Source organism: Pseudomonas sp. SAR267 (assembly GCF_052077595.1).
Taxonomy (GTDB): domain Bacteria; phylum Pseudomonadota; class Gammaproteobacteria; order Pseudomonadales; family Pseudomonadaceae; genus Aquipseudomonas; species Aquipseudomonas vlassakiae.
This window is the reverse complement of record NZ_JBQIHU010000001.1, coordinates 2902680-2927647: the sequence shown is the minus strand read 5'-3', so window position 1 is coordinate 2927647 and position 24968 is coordinate 2902680. Positions and strand designations below refer to the sequence as shown.

Below are 24968 nucleotides of genomic sequence, written 5' to 3'. Positions count from 1 at the left end.
GCCCATGGAAAAAAAGAATCAATGGAATACCGGCTACTGGATCGTTGCCCTCCTGCTGTTGTTGAGTTTGCAGAGCTACTGGCAGACGGCGAAAACCGTCGAGCCGGTGCCCTACAGCGAGTTCGAGAAGGCGCTGGCCGAGGGTCGCGTGGCCGAAGTGCTGGTGTCGGATCGTACGGTGACCGGGCGCCTGAAGTCGCCGGACAGCCGGGGCAAGACGACGATCGTGGCAACGAGGGTCGAACCCGATCTTGCCGATCGCCTGTCGAAGTACGACGTGCCCTATGCCCGCGTGTTGGAGAGCACCTGGCTGCGCGATGTGCTGTCGTGGATCCTGCCAGCGGTAGCCTTCTTTGGCGTCTGGTTCTTCCTGTTCCGCCGCTTCGCCGAGAAGCAGGGCATGGGCGGGTTTCTCAACATCGGTAAGAGCCGCGCCAAGGTGTTCGTGGAAAAGAACACCGGTGTGACGTTCGCCGATGTCGCGGGGGTGGATGAGGCCAAGGCGGAGCTGGTCGAGATCGTCGATTTCCTGAAGAATCCGCAGGACTATGGCCGTCTCGGGGCGCGCATCCCCAAGGGTGTGCTGCTGGTGGGGCCGCCCGGCACCGGCAAGACCTTGCTGGCCAAGGCGGTCGCCGGTGAAGCGGGCGTACCGTTTTTCTCCATCTCGGGTTCGGAATTCGTCGAGATGTTCGTCGGCGTGGGCGCGGCGCGGGTGCGCGACCTTTTCGAGCAGGCCCGCGGCCAGGCGCCGGCCATCATCTTCATCGACGAGCTCGACGCGCTGGGCCGTGCGCGCGGCGTCGGCGGCCCGATCGGCGGTCATGACGAACGCGAGCAGACGCTCAACCAGTTGCTGACCGAGTTGGACGGTTTCGATGCCTCCGTGGGGCTCATCATTCTGGCCGCGACCAACCGGCCCGAAATCCTCGATCAGGCGCTCTTGCGCGCCGGCCGCTTCGACCGCCAGGTGCTGGTGGACCGCCCCGACAAGAAGGGCCGGCTCGACATCCTGAAGGTGCATGTCAAGAGAGTCACGCTGGCACCCGAGGTCGACCTCGAGCAGGTGGCCGCGCTGACCACCGGCTTCTCGGGGGCGGATCTGGCCAATCTGGTCAACGAGGCGGCGCTGGCCGCGACGCGCCGCCGCTCGCAGGCCGTGGAGCTGCAGGACTTCACCGCCGCCATCGAGCGCATCGTGGCGGGGCTGGAAAAGAAAAACCGCGTGCTCAACCCCAAGGAGCGCGAGACCGTGGCCTATCACGAGATGGGCCATGCGCTGGTGGCGCTGGCGCTGCCGGGCACTGACCCGGTGCACAAGATTTCCATCATCCCGCGTGGCATCGGCGCCTTGGGCTACACCCTGCAGCGCCCGACCGAAGACCGTTTCCTGATGACGCGCAGCGATCTGGAACACAAGATCGCCGTGCTCCTGGGCGGACGCGCGGCCGAGAAGCTGGTGTTTGGCGAACTCTCCACGGGGGCGGCCGACGACCTGGCGCGGGCCACCGACATCGCCCGCGACATGATCACCCGCTTCGGTATGGACGAAGGCTTGGGCTACATCGCCTTCGAGGCGCAGCGGCCGCGCTTCCTCGACACGCCCGAGTTGGCCCACGGCGGCTGCCGGGTGGCCGAATCGACCCAGGCGCGCATCGATCAGGCCATCCGCGACATCGTGATGGGCGTGTTCGAGCGCGCCTACCGGATCCTCGACACCAACCGCGCGGTGCTGGAGCGTTGTGCGCGCGAACTGCTGGCGCGGGAAACGCTCGACGAGAACGACATCCTTCAATTGACCCAAGGACTTGTTCTTGATGGAAACGAAAAGTAGTAGGCGCTATTCAGAGTGAGCCGGCGGCTCTGTTCGGTGCGTCATCCAATTCGCCGGCATTGTTCAAGGAGAACCGATATGTCTGCATTGACTCCGTGGGACCCCTTCCGGGAACTGGATGAATTGCAAAACCGCCTGGCGACGATGTTGGGACGGCCCCCCCCAGCGACAGGGCGCCCGTACCGGCAACGAAGCCATGACCACGGCGGACTGGGCACCAATGGTGGACATCAGCGAGGATGAGAACGCATTCCTCCTCAAGCTGGATCTGCCGGAGGTCCCCAAGGATGCCGTGCGCGTCAGCGCGGAAAACGGCGTACTCACCATCAGCGGCGAGCGCAAACTGGAAAAAGAGGAGCAGGGCAAGAAATTCCACCGCATCGAACGTGCGTATGGCCGCTTTGTGCGCAGCTTTGTCTTACCTGACAACGTTGATCCGACCAAGGTGACGGCTTCGATGAAAGACGGCGTGCTGGAAGTGCGGCTTGTCAAGGCCGAGCAAGCCAAGCCGAAGCAGATTGAAATTTCAGTCAATTAACTTCAATTGGAGTCCAACATCATGAATATCAAACAGCCCCAATACATCCGTTCCGCACTTGCCCTGGCGGTCTGCATCGGACTGAGTGGACCGGTTTTGGCCCAATCGGCGGCAAGTCCAAGCGCTGCAGCGCCCTCTGTCGCACCCAAGGCGGCGCAGCCACAAGTAGACGACAAGGCCGCCCAGGAAGCCGAAAAAAAGCGTTCCGAGCTCACTCAGGACGCCATCACGGCGCTCACCAAGACCCAGGAGGCTTTGACCCTCCTTGATGCAAATAAGACCAAGGAGGCGCTCGCTGCGCTGGAACTGGCCACCGGAAAGCTGGAACTGGTATTGGCACGCGACGCCAAACTTGCTTTGGCGCCGGTCGATGTACGCGTCATCACCCATGATATCCACGCCAACGTGGAATCGGTAAAGAAAGCGGTCAAGTTGTCTCGGGAGTTGTTGGGTGATGGCGAGGTGCAAAAGGCCCGGCCCATCGTTGCCAATCTGGCCAGCGAAATCGTGATCGAAACCGACAACCTGCCCATGGCAACGTACCCGGCAGCGATCAAGTCGGCTGCACGGCTCGTCGACAGCGGCAAGATCGACGAAGCCAAAGCAGAGCTCGCCCGAACACTGAACACGCTGGTGGTCACCCAAGTTGTACTCCCTCTGCCCGTGCTACGGGCCGAAGCCGCGATAGCAAAAGCTGAAAAGCTGGCCGAGACTGACAAGCGCGATGCCAAGCAGAACGAGGAGCTCAGCACCTTGCTGTCGTCCGTGCGCACGGAGATCGAGCTGGCGCAAATCCTGGGTTATGGCAAGAAGGAGGACTTCAAACCCATCTTCGATCAGGTGAAGTCCATTGAGCAAAAGTCGGCTGGTGGCAAAAGCGGCAATGGATGGTTCGACGAGTTGAAGACGCGCATCCAAAAGCTGTTTTGAGGTGATGAAGGGGCCGACTGCTCCATCGGTCAGTCTCGCGATATTCGCAGTCGGCCCCAATAGATTCCCCTATTTTCACTATCTCATACGAGGCATATCACCATGAATGAGCAAACATCGAATCCCAACGCGATCAACGAAGGCACGAACGAACAGGCCGCGGTAAGCAGCCTTCCTGCCAGACCAGAGCCCAAGCCTGAAGTCGTCACGGAGGTACAGCCTGAGGTTCAGAAGGAAACGGACTCGCAAGCGGCAGACAAACGTAAACAAGTCCTCGATGAGGCCGTCTCGGCCTTGGCGCTGACCAAATCAGCGCTGGCGGCCCTGGACGAAAAAGAATCCGCGCGAGCACTGGCAACGCTGGCCGAAGTGACGGGAAAGCTGGAGCTGATCGTTGCACGCGAACCCACGCTCGCCCTGGCCCCCGTTGATGTGCGCACCATCGTGCACGACTTGTTCGCCAACACGGAAACCGTTGAGGCGATGACTGACGAGGCGCTGGATGCCCTCAAACATGGCGAGGTGCAACGCGCTCGTCGCGTGTTGGCATTGCTGGCCAGCGAAATCGTGATTGCGGTCACCAACATCCCTCTGGCGACTTACCCGGCAGCCGTGAAATCCGTCGTGCCGCTGATCGATCAGGGCAAGATCGAAGAGGCCAAGGCCGCGCTGCAGTTGGCGCTCGGCACGCTCGTCGAGACACTCAGCGTCATCCCGCTGCCCATCCTGCGCGCCAAACTGCTCGTCAAGCGCGCCGAGACCTTGACAGAAGATGGCCAGCGCAGCGAGGCGTCCGGTGAACGCCTGCAGGACTTGTTAAACGAAGCCCGGCAGCAGTTGGAAATGGCAGAACTGCTGGGCTATGGCAAAAAGAAGGACTTTGAGCCCCTGTACTCTGAACTCAAGAAAGTCAAGGAAAAGACGGCCGGAGGCGGGAGCGGAAAAGGCTGGCTCGATGAAATCAAGGCGAGACTGTCAAAGCTGTTCTAAAACCGCAAGAGAGGGGCGAATAGCCCCTCTCTTCGCCATGAAGGCTTGATTTTCCTGATCTCATGATCCATCAAGGAGATATCGCATGAATGCAAATACCATCGCCGATTCGAATGCGGATAACCCTGCCGATGCCGTGTGTTCACTGACCCAAAATTGGTGGTTGTTTGCGCTGCGCGGCATATTCGCGTTGATTTTTGCAGTCCTCGCATTCTGGATGCCACACTCGGCTTTGTTCGCCATGACGATAGTGTTCGGCGCATTTTCTTTGGTCAATGGTGCGTTCAACCTGGTTGCAGCGGTGCGGCAAATGCGGCAAAAGCAGCGCTGGGGCTGGCTGTTGTTCAGCGGCATCGTCGGCATACTCACCGGTGTCGTTGTGGTAGTTGCCCCTCTGGCTGCCACTTTGGCGTTGGCCTATTTCTTGTGGGTAAGCGTGGCATTCTGGGCAATTTTCACCGGTATGCTGGAGATATCCGCCGCCGTTCGTCTGCGCCGGGAAATCAAGGGCGAGATCTGGCTTGCCCTCACCGGCTGCTTTCCGTGCTCCTCGGTGCGATCATCCTATGGATGTTTTTTACCCGCCCGATCGAATCATTTCTGGCCGCGGGCTGGGTATTGGGTTTCCATGCTGCGATCTTCGGTATGACTCTTTTGCTTCTTAGTTGGCGTTTGCGCAAAGCGCGTCAGCGGTAAGGGCGTGAAAAACCAAACCGTAAGATCATCTTTGAAAATCAACATATCCAATCACCCGGGTCCACTCACCTGGGCGGACAACCCTAAAGGGCTTGAGCATGCGTATACAATATAGCTATCGACTCGTCGAAAAAGAATTTCATGAACCTTGGCGAATGTCTGTAGAAAAAGCGGTTGAACCCGCTCTCAAGCCGCTGATCGAAAAGCGCTCCGAAGATTCGGTACGTCTTCAAATCGTCCTCGAACGCGCGAAAAAAGGATCTCGCTTAACGGCCAGTGGCCACATGCACTTGCCGGGCAAAAAAATCGTCAGCGTCACTGCATCGCATAACGATCTGACGCCTCTCGCGCACATGCTAGCGCAGGCGTTGTTCCGGCAGGCCAAGAAGCACTTTGATCGGCTGAGCGCTCAGGATCAAATCAAGCGTAAGGCGCGTCGTGAACGCTTGCGCGAGCTCAAGGCGCGGATCGACACTCAACCTGCCTCTGTCGTCCAGCAAGCACGCGGGATAATCGAGACGCTGCTGCCGAAGGTTGAGGCCGTTGCGCAACGCGAGTTGGCTTATCTGCATGCCGCCGGTGATTTGCCTCGCGATTATCCGACGCTGCACGACGTGGTGGACGAAGCGATTGCTCTGGCTGAATCGGTATGGACATCCGTTCCAGAAGAAAATGCCGCTTACCTCGATCTTTTGAAGCATCTTTTTGCCGTCATTGATCGCGAAGTGGCAAACAGCCGGCAATATGGCGAGGCCGTTTCGCTGGATGCGCCGGTCGAAGCGGATGCGCAGGACATGGCGGAGGCCATGGTAGAGGAAGAGTTCTACGAGTTTTATCAGCCTGATGACGCACTCAGCCTGGCCGACGTCATGGCTGATAGTCGGCTTCCCGACCCAGCAGCAATCGCCGAACAGGAGGAAATTGGTGACAGATCGAGCGAATTCGCATTTGCATTCGACCTGATGAAGGGTATGCCGCACTTGTGGCGCCGCATTTTTCTGCTTATCCGGGTGGATGGGCTGGATGCAGGCTGCGCTGCTGAAATCCTGCGGATGCCTAATAAGATAGATGCTGTCAGAGCGGGGCTCATTCAAGCCGAAGCCTTCATTGCGGCTCACGTGGAAGATGCCGGCGTGAGCGAAGACGGGAACGATTGGATCAAAGGCGTAAATTGGTCGGCGATGTCGGTGATCCGAAGCGAGGCAACCTCATCGCAGTCCAAGGAAGCGAACCATGAAAAATGAACTCCACATCGTCTGCCCACATTGCCAGTCCATCAACAGCGTGCCGGCCGCCAAGCTCGCGGATCGTCCCAACTGCGGCCGCTGCCAGCAGCCCTTGTTCACCGGCGAGCCCATCGAGTTGACGACGGCGACGTTCTCGCGCCACGTGGAGCGCAGCGATCTGCCGCTGCTGGTCGATTTCTGGGCGCCCTGGTGCGGGCCGTGCAAGATGATGGCGCCGCAGTTTCAACAAGCCGCGCGCCAGCTCGAACCCGGGATCAGGCTGGCAAAGGTGAACACCGAGGCTGAGCCCCACCTGGCCGCGCAGTTCGGTATCCGCAGCATTCCGACGCTCGCCCTGTTCCAGGGCGGACGTGAGATCGCCCGCCAGGCAGGCGCCATGGGCTCGCAGGACATCGTGCGCTGGGCCTCTGCACAGGTGGGACGCTGACCGATGCAGGATTTGCTCGGCACTACCCTGATCCTGCTGGCGGCGTGCAGCCTCGCGGTGGTGGCGACGGCGGCGTTCAGAGTACCCGCCTTGCTGGGTTACCTCGCCGTCGGCGCCTTGCTGGGCCCCTCGGTCAGCGGTGTGATCGCGCCGGGAGAGGCGTTGACTTTCATATCCGAACTGGGTGTGGCCCTGCTGCTGTTCATGGTCGGACTGGAATTCTCGCTGGGGCACTTCTGGCTCACTCGCAAGACCGTACTGGCGTCCGGCAGCTTGCAGATGGTCGTCGTGGCCGCGCCACTGACCCTGGTGCTGATCGGGTTGGGTCAGCCAGCTCAGAGCGCTGCACTGCTCGGCGCCGCAGCGGCCATGTCGTCCACGGCGCTGGTCAGCCGACAGCTGGCCGACCAAGGCGAGCTCACCACCCGCCACGGCCGCAGTGCCATCGCCGTGCTGGTCTTTCAGGACCTGGCCAGCGTGCCCCTGCTGGCCCTGCTGGCGATCTGGGCGCGCGGCGACTCGCCGAAGATCGAGAGCGTGCTGCTCGAAGTGTTGGGCGTGCTGGTGTTGTTCGCGGCAGCGGCGGTTGCCTCGCGTCGTCTGTTGCATGGCCTGCTGGGCTGGGTGGCGCGGCAGGGCCACGAAGAATCCTTCGTGCTGGTCTCCTTGTGCGTGGTCGTGGCGGCAGCCGCTGCTGCACACGCCGTCGGCGTATCCGCCGCCCTGGGGGCCTTTCTCGCCGGCATGGTCCTGGGCGAGAGCGACTTCCGGCACCACATGGAAAGCCACCTCAAGCCCTTTCGTGATGTGCTGTCGGGCCTGTTCTTCGTGACCATTGGCCTGCAGCTGGACACCGCGCAGATCGTGGCCGCACCGCTGGCGGTACTGGGTTGGCTGTTGGCCTTGGTGCCTCTCAAGATGGGGCTGAACTTTCTGGCGCTGCGCGCAACCCGCCTGTCGGCGCTCGACGCCTGGCGCGCAGGCATCGTGCTGGGTCATGGCGGCGAGTTTGCGCTGCTGCTCCTGGGCATGGTCATGCAGCAGCACCTGATCGCCGCCACCATGGTGCAACCGATGCTGGTGGCGCTGGTGTTGAGCATGGAGTTGGCACCGCTCCTGATCCGACACCATGACCGATGGGCGCGCGCTTTCAGCCGCTCGGGCGCACTCGGTCAGCCACCGCAGGCCGAAGAAGGCGAAGTCGCCGAGCGGGCGCGGTCGTTGCGCGACCATGTGATCATCTGTGGGGCGGATGACGTCGGGCTGCTGCTGAGCCGAACGCTGCGCCTGGCAGGCATACCGCATTTGCTGCTGGAATCGGACCGCCAACGGGTCGAAGCGGGGCGTGCGATGGGGGCGCCGGTGTCGTATGGCGATGCCAGTCGGCTCGACACCCTGGCCGCCGCCGGATTGGCCCATGCCCGCCTGGTGGTGCTGACGTTTGCCCGTCCGCAGACGGCCCTGCGTATCGCTCAGGCGGTTCTCGACCGCCGCCTGAGCTTGTCCGTGGTGGTGGCCACTGAGCGCGTAACGGATGCCCAGCTTTTGCGTAATCTGCCCAATGTCAGACTGTACCCGTTGTACCTGGCTGCGGGACTGGGACTGGCCGAGCAGGTACTGTTGATGTTGGGCATCAACGCCGACCAAGTCGACCACCGGATCGAGGAATTACGGCAGGCACTCAGTCAGTCAGGCGGGGATAGACCATGAACGGGCCGACCATCTGGCTGATGGTGTCGCTACTTGCCAATGTTGGCATGGCGGTTGCGTTATGGCGTTTTGCTCGTACCAATCGCCACAGGCGTGACGAGCTGAAGCATCGCCAACAAGCGAAAATCGACGACAACGAACGGATCGCCATCGCCCTGGAAGGCGCAGAGTTGGGATTCTGGGAGTGGGATCTTGCCACCGACAGCTTCAGGCTTTCTGCCCGCAGTCTGGCGATGTTCGGCTTGACCTCCGACGAGGAGATTGGCGCCACCCATGCCGCATGGCAAGCGCGTATTCATCCGGAGGATTTACCGGTCGTTCTGGCAAAGGTGCGCGCTTACCAAGAAAATCCGTCGGAGCGATTGGAGTGCGAGTACCGCGTTCGTCATCGATCCGGCGTTTGGATTTGGGTGCTGGATCGCGGTCGTTGGCTGGGTGACACGGGCAGGCAATTGATGGTGGGCACTCTGCTCGACATCTCTTCTCGCAAGGAAATGGAGCAGCGGTTGCTGCGCATGGCGATCACCGACCCCTTGACCGGCTTGTCGAACCGGCGGGCTTTTAACGAACGATTACAGCTGGAATGGGCGCGCCTCAAACGCAGCCCGGAGATACAAGCAGCACTTGTGCTCTGCGATATCGATCACTTCAAGCGCATCAATGATACCTATGGGCACGGATGCGGTGATGAGGTGCTCAAGCACTTTGCTTCACGGTTGAGGGAACATGTTCGCGCAACCGACATGGCTGCACGGATTGGGGGGGAGGAATTCGCTGTGTTGTTGGAAGCGGCATCGATAGAAGACGCCCAAGTATGGGCGGAGCGATTTCGTCAGGACACTGCGGCGACAGCGGTGGTGTGTGGAGAGGTGTCGATCAGCTATAGCGCCAGCATGGGGGTGGCTCTTCTTGACCCCCGTTTGCACTCTGTCGAGCAGGTGATGCAGCAGGCGGACAGCGCGCTCTACCAGGCAAAAAGACAAGGGCGCAACCAAGTTGTGGGTGCACAAGTATTTCAGAATTGAGAGGAGTGGCGATGAAGGAAAAGCAAGCAGACCCGATCAAAACATTTCGCGCCCAATGGGCAGTGATGACGTTCTACGAGCGCTTCGAACAGGTGATCGCGCTCGCGCTGTCCGCAATCATTGCCGTGATCATCGTGGTCTCGCTGCTGCAGCTGATCTCGATCGTCTTCAGCCTGCTGATCATTGATGCGTTCAATCCGCTCGATCACAAGGTCTTCCAGACCGTGTTCGGCATGATCATGACGCTGCTCATCGCCATGGAGTTCAAGCATTCCATCGTGCGGGTGGCCTTGCGGCGCGACAGCATCATCCAGGTCAAGACGGTGATCCTGATCGGGCTGATCGCCCTGGCGCGTAAATTCGTGATCCTCGACCCGGAGACCGGCCCCGCCAAGGTCGCGGCGCTCGCAGGCGCGACACTGGCCCTCGGGGCGACTTACTGGCTGCTGCGCGAGCGCGATGACCGGACAGCCGGGGAAAGCTCAGATGATCAGTCGTGATCTGCGCCACGCGCAGAATGTCGGCGCGCGGCATCGCTGGCTCAATCGCCTGCAAACCGCGCTGTTGGTGCTGACCCTGCTCGGGATTGCCGCCGTCGCTGGCAGCCTGCTGTTGGGTGACGGCGGGCTTTGGCTGGCGCTTGCGGCCGCGGGGTTCACCCTGCTGCTCGAACCGGCGGCCGCCTCCGGGCTGACCTTGCGGCTGTATGGCGCACGCCCCCTGCACCCGGATGAAGCGCCCGATCTTTGGGCTGTGTTGCGCGAACTGGCGGCGCGGGCCGGGCTGCCTGCCGTGCCGGTACCGCACTACGTGCCCAGCGGGGTCGTCAACGCCTTCGCCACCGGTTCGAAGCATCACGCGGCCATCGCGCTGACCGACGGCCTACTGCGTAGCCTCACGCCCCGCGAGTTGACCGGCGTGCTCGGCCACGAAATCGCGCATATTGCGAACGAGGATTTGCGTGTCATGGGCTTGGCCGATTCGATCAGCCGGCTCACCCATCTTCTGGCCTTGTTGGGGCAGCTTGCGATCGTGCTCAGCTTGCCAGCGTTATTGCTTGGAGTCACGGAAGTCAATTGGCCCGCGTTGCTTCTACTGGCGGTCGCGCCACAGCTGGCCTTGCTGGCTCAGTTGGGCTTGTCCAGGGTGCGCGAATTCGACGCCGACCGGCTCGCTGCCGAATTGACCGGCGACCCGCACGGGCTGGCCTCGGCGCTCGCCAAGATCGAGCGGGTGAGCCGCTCCTGGCGCGTCTGGCTGCTGCCCGGATGGGGCAATCCGGAACCCTCCTGGTTGCGCACGCATCCGGCGACGGCTGAACGCATTGAGCGCTTGCTGGAACTTGCTCCGCCGCCCGCGATGCCGCCGTTTCCATCGGCCCGTTTCGTCCCCGAGGTGACCGTATCACCACGTCCGCCACGCTGGCGCACCGGCGGCCTTTGGCGCTGATTTCAACATGGAGAATGACGTGACCTACCCCGACCCCTACAGCCGCCCGGCGCCGGATCGATTCATCCGGCGCTGGCTCGTCATCACTGGCTGCATCGCCGCACTCATGCTGCTGTGGCAGTTCCTGCCCGCCATCGAAGCCTGGTTCAGTCCCCACGAAACGCAGGAGCGCACGGTGACGCCGCGCGGCGACCTGGCCGCCGACGAAAAAACCACCATCGAGCTGTTCGAGAAATCGCGCGGGTCGGTGGTTTACATCACCACGGCGCAACTAGTGCGTGACGTCTGGTCGCGCAATGTCTTTTCCGTGCCGCGCGGCACCGGCTCCGGCTTCATCTGGGACGATGCCGGCCACGTGGTGACCAACTTCCACGTGATCCAGGGGGCATCGTCTGCCGCGGTCAAACTCGCCGACGGTCGCGATTATCAGGCTGCGCTCGTTGGCGCCAGTCCTGCGCACGACATCGCGGTACTCAAGATTGGCGTCGGCTTCAAGCGCCCGCCGGCGGTGCCGGTGGGCACCAGTACCGATCTCAAGGTGGGGCAAAAGGTCTTTGCCATTGGCAATCCCTTCGGGCTCGACTGGACGCTCACCACCGGCATCGTCTCGGCGCTTGACCGCACCCTTTCCGGCGACGCCAGTGGCCCGGCCATTGACCACCTGATCCAGACCGACGCCGCTATCAACCCCGGCAATTCCGGTGGCCCGCTGCTCGATTCGGCTGGGCGGCTGATCGGCATCAATACCGCCATCTACAGTCCGTCTGGCGCCTCGGCCGGCATCGGCTTTGCGGTGCCGGTCGATACCGTCATGCGCGTGGTGCCGCAACTCATAAAGACCGGCAAGTACATCCGTCCGGCGCTGGGCATCGAGGTGGATGAGCAGCTCAACGCGCGTCTGCAGGCGCTGACCGGCAGTAAGGGCGTATTCGTATTGCGCGTGACGCCGGGCTCGGCGGCGCACAGGGCCGGGCTCGTCGGCGTCGAGGTCACCGCAGGCGGCATCGTGCCCGGCGATCGCGTTATCAGCATCGACGGTATCGCCGTCGACGACGTCACCACATTACAGGCCCGGCTAGACGACAAGAACGTTGGAGATGTTGTGGTCTTGTTAGTGGAGCGGGCCGGCAAGACTCGCGAGATGCTTGTGGAACTACAACCGGGAGTTTGATGGAAAGTGGGTCATGGATCTGCACAGCGAAGCAGCCAAGCGACTTCAGCCTTGCGCCGAACTACGAGCCCTAGCTAGTGCAGTGGGGGGAAGGCTGTTTAGGTTAAATGGATATAAGGGAGTCATTTTTGATTGTGTTTTTAAAAGAAGGTGTTGATTTTTTTGGGTAAGCATTTAGGGCGTCCAAGGGTTGGAGCAGTTGGCACGGATGAGAGAGCTCAATGCTCGCTAGGGATTGGATCTATGTGTTTTTTCTGACTGACTGCTTACGTGTTGGAACGGGCAACATCGGAAAAGGATGAATCTTTATTTTCACCATTTACCGTATTTTTCGAGCCTGGGCGAAAATTAGGATGATACTTTAGCGCCCTTAATCATTCTCCCATGAAAGGCAAAACGATCCAGTCTCGGGTGTAAGTGCTCGCAACATACTGATATAAAAGGGATTTTTTATGAATAGGAGAGCGCGCGACGTTTCTCTCTGTTTTTAGGGGTTAGGATGAAACTTTATTTGCATCCCACAAAAGGGTGTCACAACTTAAGAAAGATTGTCACAAGCTCCTGCCCCAACCGTACATCGGGGTAGGAGCAGGTCAGGGGAATTAGGATCATGATTCCACTGTGGACCTGTGACGCTGTCTTGGCTGAGCCCGCTCCTGACGCCTACGCTACATCCCTCTCGTGTCGTCATCGTGAGCGGGGTCGCCCTACGATGAGCGATTCAAAATGACGTCTGTTCCCACTGCGCCTGGTAGGCCTCCTCGTTCCAAGCTGATGACTCAGCAGAGGATCGATAGAAGAATCAAATCTGGTCGTGGTAGCGGCGTGAGGGAGTCCTATGAGCTTTGGCTTAAGATTTGGGATATCAAATCTTAGGGTAAGCGTCCGGCGAACTCACCTTCCGAACTCCAGCTTTAAGGGCGATGGTGTCTATCTTAGAACATGCAAAAAAGTTGTGGCGGGCCAGAACGGCCCGCCGTGTTCTCCCGGGCTTACTGAAGTTGTGGCCCAGCCCGACGGCTCAGCAGGCCTCGTGAGAGCCGGTCGAGTAATAGCGCCACGGCGACGATAGCCAAGCCCGCACGTAGGCCTAGCCCCATTTCCATGCGCGGCGGCAAGCGCTGCCGAAGGTCCTCGATAAGCAGCAGGCAGGTAATCGTGTACTACATTTTGACAGTGGTACTCAGGTTTTGACGATTTCCATGAGGAATGCCTGGCGCTAATCGATTGACCCAGTGATTGCCATACGTCGGGTAAAAAGCGCTCACAACGGCTGCGCTGGGCTGGAGGAACCATGAGGTTTCACGAACGCAACGTCAGCGCGCAAGTCCCAGTTCCCGGCACTATGATCAAGTTCGGAACACTCGCCCTATGGGCCGAGAGACTCTGCCCGGTGCCCATCCTGTTACTCGCCATGCTGGCTCGAGTGTATGGCTCAACGGCCTCCGCGATATGGTGCGATGAGGGCTCTAGTTTGTTAATGAGCCAGTACTCACCCTCGCTCATCTGGACCCACAGCGCCCATGACGTACACCCACCCCTTTACTTTCTCCTTCTACATGCCTGGATAGGCGCATTCGGGGACAGTGTCTTCTCGGTCCGGTTCATCAGCGTGCTGACCGGTGTCGGTACTGTAGCCCTGGGCATGTGGCTGGTTTGCCTGGTTGCTACACGTCGCGCAGCAGTAATGGCCGGTGTCATGTTGGCCTTGCTGCCCATTGCCGTGCGTTATAGTCAGGAAGCGCGCATGTACGCCCTGATGGGTTTCTTGCTGCTGGGAGCAACCATTGCACTTGTATATTGGATAAAAAATCCTGAGCGACACCGCTACCTTTTCGTCTATGTACTGTTAATGGCGGCAAGTTTCTATACGCATTATTTCACGGGCCTTTGCGTACTGTCCCACTGGGCTTATCTATTGCTTGTACGAGGTGAAAAACACCGCCTGGTCGCTCGGCCAGCATGGTGGATAGCCAACGGCATGATCGTCCTGCTATATACCCCGTGGATCCCCAGCTTGATAGATCTGCTGCAGCACCTTGACCAACTCAAGGCGGGTGGTGATATTGGCTGGATACTGCCCGTTACACTGTATTCCCTGCCATCGACAATCTGGCAGTTTATGGTTCTCTCCGATGGCCTGAACCTGGCATGGCCAGTCTACCTTGGTCTGCCACTGGCGTTGGCGCTGGTAACGGGCGCTGTCTGTCTGCATGATCGAAGCCGCCATAAATTCCTTGTGCTCATGGCGATATATACGTTTCTACCGTTGATCGTCGTGTTTTCAATCTCATGGATAACGCCTCTTCTGGTCGAGCGCTATCTGATGTTTTCGGCCCTGGGCTTACCGATCGTGCTGGCAGTCGCCATTGAGCGAATGAAGCGTCATTATCGCTACACCGCCCTCATCACACTGGCGGCCTTATTGGTCGTAGAGGTGGTTGGCCTGAGCAGTTATTACCAAAAGGATGATGATCAGTTCGACAAGCTGGTCAACTTCGTAAATGAAAATTATCGTACTGATGACCGTATCGTCGTCAGCGATCTTTTCTGGTATTTCAGCTACGTCTACTACAATAAGACCGGTTCGGTTCCACTGCTCTATACGCCACCCTTGGCCGACGGCGCGTCGGGTCGGCCAGGTAACTATGGATTTGGCACGCTGGTGAACAATGATGCCGATAAAATCTACCTCGACAGCCTTGAAAAACTACCCGTCAGCCAAAGCAGAGTCTGGTTGATAAGTAACAGCGAACCGCCTGATGATTTCGCTTCCATACCGAACAATTGGAACAAGGTCAGTATGCTGAAAGTCGGCGATACCCAAGTGCGTCTTTACACTGTTAACGCGCCCTACCATGCTAAAGCGAACTAGTTTGTGGCCTGGCTACCCCAGCTCTGAACTTCAGTTTGCCTTCAGGCCGTTTTCAACACCGTCTTGCCTGCCCGCCGCGCCAGCAGCGCATCCACGCTCAGCGCACCGCCGCCAAACGCTGCAATCTGCAACAGGCCACCTGCGATCGAGAGGTTTTTGAAGAAGTTGATGAACTGCCCTTGGTCCGCCAGGTTGTTATGGAAAGCGAAGGCTGCCATTACGGTGAACAGCGCCATGACCACCGCGACGATGCGGGTTTGAAAGCCGATGATCAGCAATGCTGCAAGACCGAGTTCAACACCCAGTGCTGCCAGGTAGCTCAGTACCGGGACGGGCAGGCCGCTTGATTCGATATACGCAGTGGTGCCTTCCGGCGAGGTCAGCTTGCTGAAGCCGCTCAGCAGGAATAGCACGGCCAGCAACACGCGACCTACGACTGCAGTTGTACCTGTGAAATTGATCATTTAATAGCTCCTGATGCTTGAGTTCGAATGGCTCACCGCGCTGTGCTCGGTGGCGTTGTCTGCGGTATGGGGCCATTCTGGAGCTAAGAGCTGATCAAGACAATTGGGTCTGAAAGTGAATGATTGTTCCACAAGACAGGACAATTAAAACGCTCAAGAAATGCTGAACCGAGTTCACTGTCTGCTTCAAACAAGCGCAGTGCTCGCCTGATTGATCGCCCCTGTGCATCAATTAATGAAAAATGAACGATTATCTCCAGCGCCGCTTTCGACGATGATTCTCGAAATAAGCACTTACAATTATTAAGAAACGCTGGAGATCCACACCATGAGTCTGCCATCACACTCGGTGCCCGAGGGCAAGTCCAAGGCCGGTATGGTCTTCCGGGTCACGTCCGGAAACTTCCTCGAACAGTTCGACTTCTTCCTGTTCGGCTTCTATGCCACGCATATCGCGGCGGCGTTCTTTCCCGCGTCCAATGAATTCGCCTCGTTGATGATGACCTTCGCCGTGTTTGGCGCAGGCTTCCTCATGCGCCCACTGGGTGCGGTGATCCTCGGGGCCTACATCGATGACGTAGGCCGGCGCAAAGGGCTGATCGTAACCCTGGCGATCATGGCCAGTGGGACCCTGCTGATCGTGCTGGTGCCCGGATATGAGAGCATCGGACTTCTGGCCCCGGCGCTGGTACTCATCGGGCGCTTGTTGCAAGGATTCTCGGCCGGCGCGGAGCTCGGCGGCGTATCTGTGTATTTGGCCGAAATGGCCACGCCTGGGCACAAGGGCTTCTACGCCAGCTGGCAGTCCGCCAGCCAGCAGGTGGCGGTCGTCGTCGCTGCGGCGCTCGGCTTTGCCCTCAACCAGTGGCTGACGCCTGACCAGCTCAGCGAGTGGGGTTGGCGGGTACCGTTTGCTGTTGGCTGCATGATCATCCCGGTGATCTTCCTGCTGCGTCGCAGCCTGCAGGAAACCGAGGAGTTCGCCGCCCGCGAACATCGCCCAACCATGAAACAGGTACTGGCGACGCTGGCTGCCAATTCCGGCATCGTGCTGTACGGCATGCTGATGGTGGCCATGACCACCACTGCCTTCTACATGATCACGGTATACGCGCCGACCTTCGGCAAGACTGTGCTGCAACTGAGTACCGGTGATGCGCTGCTGGTGACCTTGCTGACTGCGGTGTCGAACTTCATCTGGTTGCCCATCGGCGGTGCGCTCAGCGATCGCTTGGGGCGCAAGCCGCTGCTGTTGGTCATGTCGCTGATGACCTTGATCACCGCTTACCCGGCCCTGACCTATCTGGCCCAGGCGCCGACCTTCGGCCACATGCTTGAAGTGCTGCTGTGGTTCTCGTTCCTGTACGGCATGTACAACGGTGCGATGATCCCGGCGCTGACCGAAATCATGCCGGTGGAAGTCCGTGTAGCAGGTTTTTCGCTGGCTTACAGCCTGGCGACTGCCCTGTTCGGCGGGTTCACCCCGGCAATCTCGACGTGGGTGATCCATGTCACCAATGACAAGGCGGCACCCGCCTACTGGATGATGTTTGCCGCGCTCTGTGCATTCGTCGCTACCTGGATGCTGTACCGTCGCTTTGCCCACCGCACACCGGTGGCTGTATGAGGAACTCGATGAAAGCGTTACTGACCGCTGCTCTCCTGGCTGGCTGCAGCCTTGCCCAGGCTGCTGAACTGACCGTTATGACCTCGGGCGGCTTCACCGCCGCCTACAAGCAACTGGGGCCCAAGTATGCCGCGCAGAGCGGCGATACACTGGTCACCGTGCTCGGGCCCTCGATGGGCAAGGCACCCGAGGCGATCCCCAATCGCCTCGCTCGCGGCGAGCACGCTGACGTGGTGATCATGGTCGGCTATGCGCTGGACGAGCTCATCCGTCAGGGTAAGGTCGACCCGGCTTCGCGCGTCGAGCTTGCCGACTCGCGCATCGGTATGGTGGTCAAGCAGGGCCAGCCCAAGCCGCAGATCGGTACCCCCGATCAGCTGAAGCAGACGCTGCTGGCGGCAAAATCGGTGGCCTATTCGGATAGCGCCAGTGGCGTCTATATCAAGACGGAGCTGTACAAGAAGCTGGGTATCGAGGACCGCCTGGTCGGCAAGAGCACCATGGTCGAGCGCATACCGGTGGCCTCGCAGGTGGCTCAGGGCACCTATGAGCTTGGTTTCCAGCAGGTTGCCGAGTTGCTGCCGGTGCCGGGTGTGACCTTGGTTGGCAAGATTCCGGAAAGCCTGCAGTCGGTGACCCGCTACGCTGCCGCTGTTCCAAAAGGCGCCGAGCACCCCGCCGAGGCAAAAAAGCTTCTGCAGTACCTGGCCTCACCTGCCGCGCAGCCTGACGTACGTGCTACCGGCCTGGATTCAGTCGCCCGGTAATACGCCGGGCAACTCCCGGATCAGCCTTACCATCTCGAGTGCCGCAGGCGTGAGTGTGCGGCCGCGGCGCTTGAGCAGGCCCATCTTGCGGCTGACCTGCGGTTCGACCAGTGCAACGCTGGCCAGGATTGGATGGGGTGACAGCGGCAGCGCAATCGACGGCACCGCGGCAATTCCCAGGCCCGCTTCGATCAGGCCCAGCAGGGTGGTCACATGCCTGGCCTCGCAAACACTCTCTCTACTCACCTGCATGCCGGCCAGCGCCCGATCCAGGACCAGGCGGTTGCCAGACGACTTACTCAGGCTGATGTACTCATGTTCGTAGGCTTGCGCCCAGGTCACCGTGTCCTGCTTGGCCAACGGGTGGTCGTGGCGGCAGGCGATGACATAGCGTTCCTCAAGCAAGTCGCTGAACTCGATCTCCGGTGCGAGATTGCCGGTGAAGCTCAGGCCGAAGTCCGCTTCGCCGGAGGCTACGGCGGCACTCACTTCGTTGGCCGAGGCGTCGTACAAGTTGATGCGCACTTTCGGGTATTGCCCATGGAAGGCACGAATGGCATGGGGCATGAAGTAGTAGGCGGCTGACGGCACACAGGCGATGGTCAGGGTGCCGGTACGCAGCGAGCCACCATCACCGACGCTGAGCAGCGCCAGGTCGAGGTCGTCCAGCAGGCGCTCGACCTGAGGTAGAAAGGCACGCCCGACATTGGTCAGCGACACCTTGCGCGTGGTGCGTTCGAGCAGTTTCACGCCCAATGCCGATTCGAGTTTTTCGATACGCCGGCTCAGCGCCGATTGGGTGATGCGAATGGTATCGGCGGCGCGGCGGAAGCTGCCTTGCTCGACCACTGCACGAAACGCCTGCAGGTCGTTCAGATCGAAATTGATGCTCACCCGGTGGGCCCCGCTGGTTTGATCGAAAACGTGCATCAATGGTATTTCGAAAAAACCGGCGGAGCCAGATGGATCAGATCTGCATGGCCATACCGTGCACGTTCATCGCTGCCTGGCGAAGGGCTTCGGAGCGGGTTGGGTGCGGATGGCAGATCAGGGCGATGTCTTCAGCCGAGGCGGCGAATTCCATGGCTACGCAGAACTCGCCGATCATCTCGCTGACGCTCGGGCCGACCAGGTGCACACCGAGCACCTCATCGGTATTGGCATCGGCGATGACTTTGGCGAAGCCTTCGGTCTCATGGTTGATCTTGGCACGGCTGTTGGCGGTGAAGGGGAACTTGCCGACCTTGTAGGCGCGGCCTTCGGCCTTCAGCTGCTCTTCGGTCTTGCCAACGGTAGCCAGCTCCGGACGGGTGTAGATCACGCCCGGAATCAGGTTGTAGTTCACTTCATGCGGTTTGCCGGCAATCCGCTCGATGCACGCGACCGCTTCGTCTTCGGCCTTGTGCGCCAGCATAGGGCCGGAAGTGACGTCGCCAATCACCCATACACCTGCTACCGAGGTGCGGTGATGCTCGTTGCTGAGCATGCCGCGCTTGTCGGTTTCCAGCCCGACGCTTTCAAGGTTCAGGCCCTTGGTATAAGGACGACGGCCGATGGCGACCAGGACGTAGTCGGCCTGCAACGTTTCGGCGGCCCCACCCGCAGCCGGCTCCAGGGTCAGGCTGACACCTTCGGCCTGCGTCTGCGCTTGGGTGACTTTACTACCGAGCCTGAAGGCCATGCCTTGCTTGGTCAGCGCTTTTTGCAGGGTCTTGGCGGTTTCGTCATCGGTGCCCGGGCAGATGCGGTCGAGGTACTCGATGACGGTGACCTGTGCGCCCAGGCGGCGCCATACCGAACCCAGTTCCAGGCCGATAACGCCCGCACCGATTACCACCAGGTGCTTGGGGACCTGGGGCAGGGCCAGGGCACCGGTGGAATCGATGATCCGTTGGTTATCGATGGTCACGCCGGGCAGGGGAGTGGGCTCTGAACCGGTGGCAATGACGATGTCCTTGGCCTGCAATGCGGTCTCGCTGCCATCTTCAGCCTTGACGATGACCTTGCCGACGCCATCCAGGCGGCCCCAGCCTTTGATCCAGTCGACCTTGTTCTTGCGGAACAAGTACTCGATACCTTTGGTCAGGCCGGTCACGCTCTCGTCCTTTTGCTTCATCATCTGGGCGAGGTTTAGCGTCGGCTTCACTTCGATGCCGAGGTGGGCGAACTCGTCGCCGCTGGCAGCTTCGTAAAGCTCGGAAGCGTGAAGCAACGCTTTGGACGGCATGCAACCGACGTTAAGGCAGGTGCCACCCAGCGTCGCACGGCCTTCCACGCAGGCGACACTCAGGCCAAGCTGGCCAGCGCGGATCGCTGCGTTGTAGCCGCCAGGGCCGCCGCCGATGATCACCACGTCATAGGATTTCATGGGTTTTGTACTCCAGATGAGAAAGCGCGAGAGGGGCATAAGGTTAAGCTGTGAAGTGCGGATTGTATACAATCCGTTGCCTTATCAGATCAGTTGGTTCTAGACCTTGGTCTCGTCTAGAGGAAACCTCCCACGAATGAACTACTCTGTTCCGGCGACGTTCGAAATGTCAGGCGTCGTAGCCTTTTAGGGATAGGAGGAGTGTTCATGCTTGCTCAACTTCCACCGGCATTGCAGAGCCTGCATCTGCCGCTGCGGCTGAAACTGTGGGATGGAAACCAGTTCGATCTGGGCCCAAGTCCGCAGGTCACCATCCTGGTCAAGGAGCCACAGCTGATCAGCCAGCTGACCCACCCGAGCATGGACCAGCTGGGCACTGCATTCGTGGAGGGCAAGCTGGAACTGGAAGGCGATATTGGCGAAGCCATCCGCGTCTGCGACGAACTCAGCGAAGCATTGCTGAGCGAAGAGGATGAAGCTCCGCCACAGCGGCTGGCGCATGACAAGAGCACAGACGCCGAGGCTATTTCTTATCACTACGACGTCTCCAATGAGTTCTATCAGCTCTGGCTCGATCAGGACATGGCCTATTCCTGTGCCTATTTCCGCGAGCCCGACAACACCCTGGATCAAGCGCAACAGGACAAGTTCGATCACTTGTGCCGCAAGTTGCGCTTGGAAGCCGGCGACTACTTGCTTGATGTCGGCTGTGGTTGGGGCGGGCTGTCGCGTTTCGCCGCGCGAGAATACGGCGCCAAGGTATTCGGTATCACCTTGAGCAAGGAGCAGCTCAAGCTCGGCCGCGAGCGGGTCAAGGCAGAAGGCCTGGCCGACAAGGTCGACCTGCAGATTCTCGACTATCGCGACCTGCCTCAGGATGGCCGCTTCGATAAGGTAGTCAGCGTTGGCATGTTCGAGCATGTCGGGCACGCCAATCTGGCGTTGTATTGCCGGAAACTGTTCGGCGCCGTCCGCGAAGGTGGACTGGTGATGAACCATGGGATTACTGCCAAGCATGTCGATGGACGCCCGGTCGGGCGTGGGGCAGGGGAGTTCATCGACCGCTATGTCTTCCCCCATGGCGAGCTGCCGCACCTGTCGATGATCAGCGCCAGCATCTGTGAGGCGGGGCTGGAGGTGGTGGACGTGGAGAGCTTGCGTCTTCACTACGCGAAGACGCTGCATCACTGGAGCGAGAACCTGGAGAACCAGCTGCACAAGGCTGCGGGGTTGGTGCCGGAGAAAACCCTGCGGATCTGGCGCCTGTACCTGGCCGGGTGTGCCTATGCGTTCCAGAAGGGCTGGATCAACCTGCACCAGATTCTGGCCGTGAAACCGTATGCCGATGGGCACCATGATCTGCCGTGGACGCGGGAAGACCTTTATCGCTGAGCCTTCATCACTGATCGCAGAGGGGCCGCAAAAGCGGCCCCTTCTTCGATCAGAGGATGGGTGAAATCAGGCGCGCAATGCGCATTCCCAGCTGCTGGATCCGATGGGTATCGCGGCTGTCTTCAGCAGTGATTTCACGGGCTTGTTCAAAGTCTTCCAGTAGCATTGCCTCTACCTGATCAGCGAATGGACGGTCCACCGTCAGCAAGGTGATTTCGAAGTTGAGCCGGAATGAGCGATTGTCCAGGTTGGCGCTGCCGATCGCGCTGACCTCGTCATCCACCAGCACCACTTTCTGGTGCAGGAAGCCAGGCTGGTAACGGAACATCCTTACCCCTGCACGTACCGCTTCGAACGCAAACAGGCTGGAGGCCGCATAGACGATCTTGTGATCGGGCCGAGACGGAATAAGCACGCGCACGTCCACGCCACGCAGTACCGCCAGGCGCAAGGCGGCGAACACGGCTTCGTCGGGAATGAAATAGGGGCTGGTGATCCATACGCGTTTGCTCGCCGAGTGGATGGCCTCGATGAAGAACAGCGAACAGGTTTCCTGTGGGTCTGCCGGGCCACTGGCCAACGCTTGGCACAGTACACCGTTGTCCGGGTAGGTGTCGGGCAGGATCAAAGGAGGCAGCTGGCGCGTGGCCCAGTACCAGTCCTCGGCAAACGACTCCTGCAGGCAGGCCAACACCGGGCCGCCGATCTGCACATGGGTGTCGCGCCAAGGTGACAGGTGTGGATCCTTGCCAAGGTATTCGTCCCCTACGTTATGCCCACCGATGAAGCCGAGCAGGCCATCGACCACGACGATCTTGCGGTGGTTGCGGAAGTTGACCTGAAAGCGGTTGAACCATCCGCGGCGGGTGGCGAAGGCATGGATCTGCACACCACCATCACGCAGCGCTTGGCTGTAACTCGCGGGCAGCGCATGGCTGCCGACACGGTCGTACAGCACGAATACCTTCACACCCTCAGCCGCCTTGCGCAGTAGCAACTGCTGCAGCTCCTTGCCAAGACCGTCGTCGTGGATGATGAAAAATTGCACCAATACCACTTCGCGTGCCTGCTCGATGGCAGCGAAGATCGCCTCAAAAGTGGCTTTACCATTGATCAGCAGCTTCACTTCGTTATTGGCCAGGCAAGGCATCCGTCCAAGTTTCGGCATGGCACGCAAGGCCGCGTAGCTTTCTGACTCTCTGGCGGTGAGGGCTTCTTCAACCCAAGGCCGCCAGTTGAGGTTGGCCATGGCCACGTGCATTTCCTGGTTGGCCTGGCGCCGGGCCTGGATGTAGGCGTAGAAGGATCTCGCACCAAAGATCAGGTAGGGAATCAGTGTGAGGTAAGGAATGAAGAACAGTGACATGGCCCAGGCAATTGCACCTTGGGCAGTGCGCACGGTGAACACTGCGTGCAACGCGGCGATCATGCCAAGCAAATGGATCAGGCCGAGCACGTAGCCGAAGAAGTAGGGGCTGTGGTAATCCATACGCATCCTGCTTGCCGAATACCCAGCGGATAACAGAACACGTTCCACCTCCGCCTTGCAACCTGAAAGCGGATTTGGCGTCTAAGGCTGAGCCCGGCCCGTTGGCCGGCTTTACGAGGAGCGTCCTTACATGAAGATTCGTCTGCCACTGTTGGCCCTGGCCTTGGGCCTGAGCAGCCCACTGGTAAATGCGCAGATGTTGCAACCTGGTTTGTGGGAATTGACTACCAGCAACATGCAGGTCGATGGCAAGCCATTACCCGATATGCAGTTCATGCTCGGGCAATTGAAGAATCTGCCCCCTGAACAGCGGGCCATGATGGAAGGGGTATTGGCCAAGCAGGGCGTTACGATTGGCGGCAATGGCGTGCGCTCGTGTCTGACGCGTGAACAGGTGCAGACCAACGATATCCCGCTGCAGGATCCCAAGTCTGGATGCACCCAGAAGATCACCGACCGAACGGGTAATGTCTGGAAGTTCCAGTTCAGTTGCCCGAAGGCTCAGGGCACTGGCCAGGCGACTTTCCTCAGTGACAAGGAGTTCACCACCCAGGTCAACGGCACCTTCAATGCCTCGGGCGTTCAGCAACAGGGCAGCATGAATACCCGTGCCGTATGGCTCGGCAACGACTGTGGAACAGTCAAACCTCGCACCTGAGCCTCACCACTGCCACTGGCTGCTGGCTACCGCATCGTGGGCATGCAGGCTCTCTGCATGTTCCACGCGCAGCTTGAAGGCCGTCGCCCACTCCAACTGCTGCAGCGACTGGTGCAGTCGCCGAGCAGCGTCTTCACAGAACATGAGGTTCTGCCCGTTGGCCAAGGCGAACGCTTGTTCGTCTGCACGCTTTACTGCGGTCTGCACAGCCGTACCCAGGCTAGCCTCAATCCGGTCTATCAATTCAGTAATGGGCAGCAACGCCAGTCTATCTTGCAGGCGCACGCTGACCATCGCCTGGCTACGCTGGCTATGCGGTGTCGCGACGATGCCTTGGCTGGTGCCCAACCATTCCAGTACCGCGCTGCGCTCGAGGTGCTGCCCGGCGAAGTCAGCCTCGAACTGCTGTTGAATCAGTTGCCTTGCAAGGGCTGCCGAGCAGGGGCACGTTGAGGAATAAGGCACACGAACGGATAGTTCCACGTGGAACATTTCATCTGCAATCCGCGCTTCGAGGCTGACTGCATACCGCTTCCAACCCGCCAATGGACTTACCAATGCGGGCCTCTTTAGCATGTGCTGGAAATTCAGGCTGAGATAAGCCGCGTTGGAAAGCCCCTCGTGACTGGTGAGGAAGTCTGCGAGCAGACGGCGAATGGCCAAGGGCGTCAATGGCTGCGCTTCCAGCGATTCCAGTGCCAGGTATAGGCGAGACATATGGATGCCTCGGGAATTGCCATCCACCAGGCTGACACCCGCATCGGCCTTGGCCGGCACCTGACGACCGTCTAACTGGATAGGCACGGCGATACCGCGCATGCCGACCCAATCAAGGGGGATGGCGTGTGCTTGGGGCTGGGTGGCAATGTCCGGGAGCATCAGGCTAGTCATGGGGTTTACCAGAAATAGGGTCAGCGACATCCGCCGACCAGGCTGCAATGCAAATTGAAACGCTGGCCGCTGGAACTGGACACGCGATTCAACGTGGTCCAGCCAACCCGTCGGCTGTAGCCGAACCAGGCTTCGCCATCACTGGCCAAACCGGTAAAGAACGTCAATGGGCCGTAGCGACTGTTTGTCTGGGACCAGAGACGACGCGTCGTAGTGTCGAAGCCGCGCAGGTAGAAATGGCTGCCTTCAGTGCGCACGCTGTAGTAACTGCCGTTGCCGTCCTGGCAGGCGAGCAACGTTGCGCTCCTGGTGCACAGCACCAGCGAACTACCTGAAGCCAATGCCAGGGCGGGCACAGGCGTCAGGAGCAGCAGCGCCAGGGCCGCAGGTGGCAGATTCATTTCCATCTCCGAAATACGA

General features: G+C 59.9%; 22 protein-coding genes and 2 pseudogenes. 17 read left to right on the top strand and 7 right to left on the bottom strand.

The features are described 5' to 3' along the window. Positions 1-4: 4 nt before the first annotated feature. The 12 genes and pseudogenes from ftsH (at position 5) to ACTORR_RS14050 (ending at position 12017) form a co-directional block, all read left to right on the top strand. On the top strand, positions 5-1834 hold the full coding sequence (gene ftsH, locus ACTORR_RS14105) for an ATP-dependent zinc metalloprotease FtsH (protein WP_024014934.1): 1830 nt from the start codon (positions 5-7) through the stop codon (positions 1832-1834). A gap of 78 nt (positions 1835-1912) precedes the next feature. After that, positions 1913-2372 (top strand): annotated as a pseudogene (gene hsp20-GI, locus ACTORR_RS14100) (small heat shock protein sHSP20-GI). Between the two features lie 21 nt (positions 2373-2393). After that, positions 2394-3302: a heat resistance protein YfdX1 gene (gene yfdX1 / locus ACTORR_RS14095; RefSeq protein WP_024014932.1), complete on the top strand. Its 909-nt coding sequence runs from the start codon at positions 2394-2396 to the stop codon at positions 3300-3302. A gap of 102 nt (positions 3303-3404) precedes the next feature. Next, a complete protein-coding gene (locus tag ACTORR_RS14090) occupies positions 3405-4292 on the top strand; it encodes a YfdX family protein (RefSeq protein ID WP_016782891.1) in 888 nt (295 codons plus the stop codon). Positions 4293-4377: 85 nt separating this feature from the next. Beyond that, the gene (locus ACTORR_RS14085) at positions 4378-4941 is read left to right on the top strand and encodes an HdeD family acid-resistance protein (protein WP_441343685.1); all 564 of its coding nucleotides are present in this window, start codon (positions 4378-4380) and stop codon (positions 4939-4941) included. 145 nt (positions 4942-5086) lie between these two features. Next, positions 5087-6232 carry a hypothetical protein gene (locus tag ACTORR_RS14080; RefSeq protein ID WP_051600569.1) on the top strand — a complete coding sequence of 382 codons (1146 nt, stop codon included), beginning with the start codon at positions 5087-5089 and terminating at the stop codon, positions 6230-6232. Further along, positions 6222-6662 carry a heat resistance system thioredoxin Trx-GI gene (gene trx-GI, locus ACTORR_RS14075; RefSeq protein WP_000787151.1) on the top strand — a complete coding sequence of 147 codons (441 nt, stop codon included), beginning with the start codon at positions 6222-6224 and terminating at the stop codon, positions 6660-6662. The genes ACTORR_RS14080 and trx-GI overlap by 11 nt, the downstream gene beginning before the upstream one ends. A gap of 3 nt (positions 6663-6665) precedes the next feature. After that, positions 6666-8372, top strand: a complete 1707-nt coding sequence (locus ACTORR_RS14070; RefSeq protein WP_441343684.1) for a cation:proton antiporter domain-containing protein — start codon at positions 6666-6668, stop codon at positions 8370-8372. Then, a complete protein-coding gene (locus ACTORR_RS14065) occupies positions 8369-9397 on the top strand; it encodes a GGDEF domain-containing protein (RefSeq protein ID WP_441343683.1) in 1029 nt (342 codons plus the stop codon). The genes ACTORR_RS14070 and ACTORR_RS14065 overlap by 4 nt, the downstream gene beginning before the upstream one ends. A gap of 11 nt (positions 9398-9408) precedes the next feature. Then, positions 9409-9897 (top strand): phosphate-starvation-inducible PsiE family protein, encoded by a 489-nt coding sequence (locus ACTORR_RS14060; protein WP_004152114.1) that lies wholly within the window; start codon positions 9409-9411, stop codon positions 9895-9897. Further along, the gene (locus ACTORR_RS14055; RefSeq protein WP_051878465.1) at positions 9884-10846 is read left to right on the top strand and encodes a zinc metalloprotease HtpX; all 963 of its coding nucleotides are present in this window, start codon (positions 9884-9886) and stop codon (positions 10844-10846) included. Before ACTORR_RS14060 ends, ACTORR_RS14055 begins: the two co-directional genes overlap by 14 nt. A gap of 19 nt (positions 10847-10865) precedes the next feature. Further along, entirely contained in the window at positions 10866-12017 is a 1152-nt protein-coding gene (locus ACTORR_RS14050) for a S1C family serine protease (RefSeq protein WP_013984523.1), read from the top strand. A 992-nt stretch (positions 12018-13009) separates the two neighbouring features. Here ACTORR_RS14050 and ACTORR_RS14045 read toward each other — a convergent pair. Further along, positions 13010-13126 (bottom strand): annotated as a pseudogene (locus tag ACTORR_RS14045) (ABC transporter permease); the annotation flags it as partial. Between the two features lie 185 nt (positions 13127-13311). Here ACTORR_RS14045 and ACTORR_RS14040 point away from each other — a divergent pair. Next, the gene (locus tag ACTORR_RS14040) at positions 13312-14892 is read left to right on the top strand and encodes a glycosyltransferase family 39 protein (protein WP_313364622.1); all 1581 of its coding nucleotides are present in this window, start codon (positions 13312-13314) and stop codon (positions 14890-14892) included. Between the two features lie 41 nt (positions 14893-14933). Here ACTORR_RS14040 and ACTORR_RS14035 read toward each other — a convergent pair whose 3' ends face one another. After that, positions 14934-15356, bottom strand: coding sequence for a DoxX family protein (locus ACTORR_RS14035; protein WP_313364623.1), 423 nt, complete (start codon positions 15354-15356; stop codon positions 14934-14936). A 328-nt stretch (positions 15357-15684) separates the two neighbouring features. On the opposite strand from ACTORR_RS14035, the gene ACTORR_RS14030 reads away from it, so the two are divergent. Beyond that, positions 15685-16983, top strand: a complete 1299-nt coding sequence (locus tag ACTORR_RS14030; protein WP_054884796.1) for an MFS transporter — start codon at positions 15685-15687, stop codon at positions 16981-16983. Continuing rightward, the gene (locus ACTORR_RS14025) at positions 16980-17750 is read left to right on the top strand and encodes a substrate-binding domain-containing protein (RefSeq protein WP_082433507.1); all 771 of its coding nucleotides are present in this window, start codon (positions 16980-16982) and stop codon (positions 17748-17750) included. The genes ACTORR_RS14030 and ACTORR_RS14025 overlap by 4 nt, the downstream gene beginning before the upstream one ends. On the opposite strand, the gene ACTORR_RS14020 is transcribed toward ACTORR_RS14025, so the two are convergent. Both ACTORR_RS14020 and lpdA read right to left on the bottom strand, forming a co-directional pair. Then, the gene (locus tag ACTORR_RS14020) at positions 17736-18644 is read right to left on the bottom strand and encodes a LysR family transcriptional regulator (protein ID WP_054884849.1); all 909 of its coding nucleotides are present in this window, start codon (positions 18642-18644) and stop codon (positions 17736-17738) included. The genes ACTORR_RS14025 and ACTORR_RS14020 overlap by 15 nt on opposite strands. A gap of 73 nt (positions 18645-18717) precedes the next feature. Continuing rightward, positions 18718-20118: a dihydrolipoyl dehydrogenase gene (gene lpdA, locus ACTORR_RS14015; protein WP_313364624.1), complete on the bottom strand. Its 1401-nt coding sequence runs from the start codon at positions 20116-20118 to the stop codon at positions 18718-18720. 207 nt (positions 20119-20325) lie between these two features. On the opposite strand from lpdA, the gene cfaB reads away from it, so the two are divergent. After that, entirely contained in the window at positions 20326-21510 is a 1185-nt protein-coding gene (gene cfaB / locus ACTORR_RS14010) for a C17 cyclopropane fatty acid synthase CfaB (RefSeq protein ID WP_054884793.1), read from the top strand. Between the two features lie 49 nt (positions 21511-21559). Here the strand turns inward: cfaB and cls are convergent, their stop codons facing one another. Further along, positions 21560-22999 carry a cardiolipin synthase gene (cls, locus tag ACTORR_RS14005; protein ID WP_054884792.1) on the bottom strand — a complete coding sequence of 480 codons (1440 nt, stop codon included), beginning with the start codon at positions 22997-22999 and terminating at the stop codon, positions 21560-21562. Positions 23000-23129: 130 nt separating this feature from the next. On the opposite strand from cls, the gene ACTORR_RS14000 reads away from it, so the two are divergent. Continuing rightward, positions 23130-23657: a DUF3617 domain-containing protein gene (locus ACTORR_RS14000; RefSeq protein WP_099814980.1), complete on the top strand. Its 528-nt coding sequence runs from the start codon at positions 23130-23132 to the stop codon at positions 23655-23657. A gap of 3 nt (positions 23658-23660) precedes the next feature. Here ACTORR_RS14000 and folE2 read toward each other — a convergent pair whose 3' ends face one another. Together folE2 and ACTORR_RS13990 are read right to left on the bottom strand one after the other, a co-directional pair. Continuing rightward, a complete protein-coding gene (gene folE2, locus ACTORR_RS13995) occupies positions 23661-24548 on the bottom strand; it encodes a GTP cyclohydrolase FolE2 (RefSeq protein ID WP_054884790.1) in 888 nt (295 codons plus the stop codon). Positions 24549-24568: 20 nt separating this feature from the next. Then, positions 24569-24949 (bottom strand): hypothetical protein, encoded by a 381-nt coding sequence (locus tag ACTORR_RS13990; RefSeq protein WP_054884789.1) that lies wholly within the window; start codon positions 24947-24949, stop codon positions 24569-24571. Between the last annotated feature and the right edge of the window lie 19 nt (positions 24950-24968).

Bases quoted from the DNA above. Each gene is read 5' to 3' on its own strand.
- ACTORR_RS14055 (WP_051878465.1), top strand. From the start codon at position 9,884: ATGATCAGTCGTGATCTGCGCCACGCGCAGAATGTCGGCGCGCGGCAT.
- ACTORR_RS13990 (WP_054884789.1), bottom strand. From the start codon at position 24,949: ATGAATCTGCCACCTGCGGCCCTGGCGCTGCTGCTCCTGACGCCTGTG.
- ACTORR_RS14040 (WP_313364622.1), top strand. From the start codon at position 13,312: ATGAGGTTTCACGAACGCAACGTCAGCGCGCAAGTCCCAGTTCCCGGC.
- ftsH (WP_024014934.1), top strand. From the start codon at position 5: ATGGAAAAAAAGAATCAATGGAATACCGGCTACTGGATCGTTGCCCTC.
- ACTORR_RS14090 (WP_016782891.1), top strand. From the start codon at position 3,405: ATGAATGAGCAAACATCGAATCCCAACGCGATCAACGAAGGCACGAAC.
- folE2 (WP_054884790.1), bottom strand. From the start codon at position 24,548: ATGACTAGCCTGATGCTCCCGGACATTGCCACCCAGCCCCAAGCACAC.
- trx-GI (WP_000787151.1), top strand. From the start codon at position 6,222: ATGAAAAATGAACTCCACATCGTCTGCCCACATTGCCAGTCCATCAAC.
- ACTORR_RS14070 (WP_441343684.1), top strand. From the start codon at position 6,666: ATGCAGGATTTGCTCGGCACTACCCTGATCCTGCTGGCGGCGTGCAGC.
- cls (WP_054884792.1), bottom strand. From the start codon at position 22,999: ATGGATTACCACAGCCCCTACTTCTTCGGCTACGTGCTCGGCCTGATC.
- yfdX1 (WP_024014932.1), top strand. From the start codon at position 2,394: ATGAATATCAAACAGCCCCAATACATCCGTTCCGCACTTGCCCTGGCG.
- lpdA (WP_313364624.1), bottom strand. From the start codon at position 20,118: ATGAAATCCTATGACGTGGTGATCATCGGCGGCGGCCCTGGCGGCTAC.
- cfaB (WP_054884793.1), top strand. From the start codon at position 20,326: ATGCTTGCTCAACTTCCACCGGCATTGCAGAGCCTGCATCTGCCGCTG.
- ACTORR_RS14030 (WP_054884796.1), top strand. From the start codon at position 15,685: ATGAGTCTGCCATCACACTCGGTGCCCGAGGGCAAGTCCAAGGCCGGT.
- ACTORR_RS14035 (WP_313364623.1), bottom strand. From the start codon at position 15,356: ATGATCAATTTCACAGGTACAACTGCAGTCGTAGGTCGCGTGTTGCTG.
- ACTORR_RS14025 (WP_082433507.1), top strand. From the start codon at position 16,980: ATGAGGAACTCGATGAAAGCGTTACTGACCGCTGCTCTCCTGGCTGGC.
- ACTORR_RS14065 (WP_441343683.1), top strand. From the start codon at position 8,369: ATGAACGGGCCGACCATCTGGCTGATGGTGTCGCTACTTGCCAATGTT.
- ACTORR_RS14000 (WP_099814980.1), top strand. From the start codon at position 23,130: ATGAAGATTCGTCTGCCACTGTTGGCCCTGGCCTTGGGCCTGAGCAGC.
- ACTORR_RS14080 (WP_051600569.1), top strand. From the start codon at position 5,087: ATGCGTATACAATATAGCTATCGACTCGTCGAAAAAGAATTTCATGAA.
- ACTORR_RS14060 (WP_004152114.1), top strand. From the start codon at position 9,409: ATGAAGGAAAAGCAAGCAGACCCGATCAAAACATTTCGCGCCCAATGG.
- ACTORR_RS14085 (WP_441343685.1), top strand. From the start codon at position 4,378: ATGAATGCAAATACCATCGCCGATTCGAATGCGGATAACCCTGCCGAT.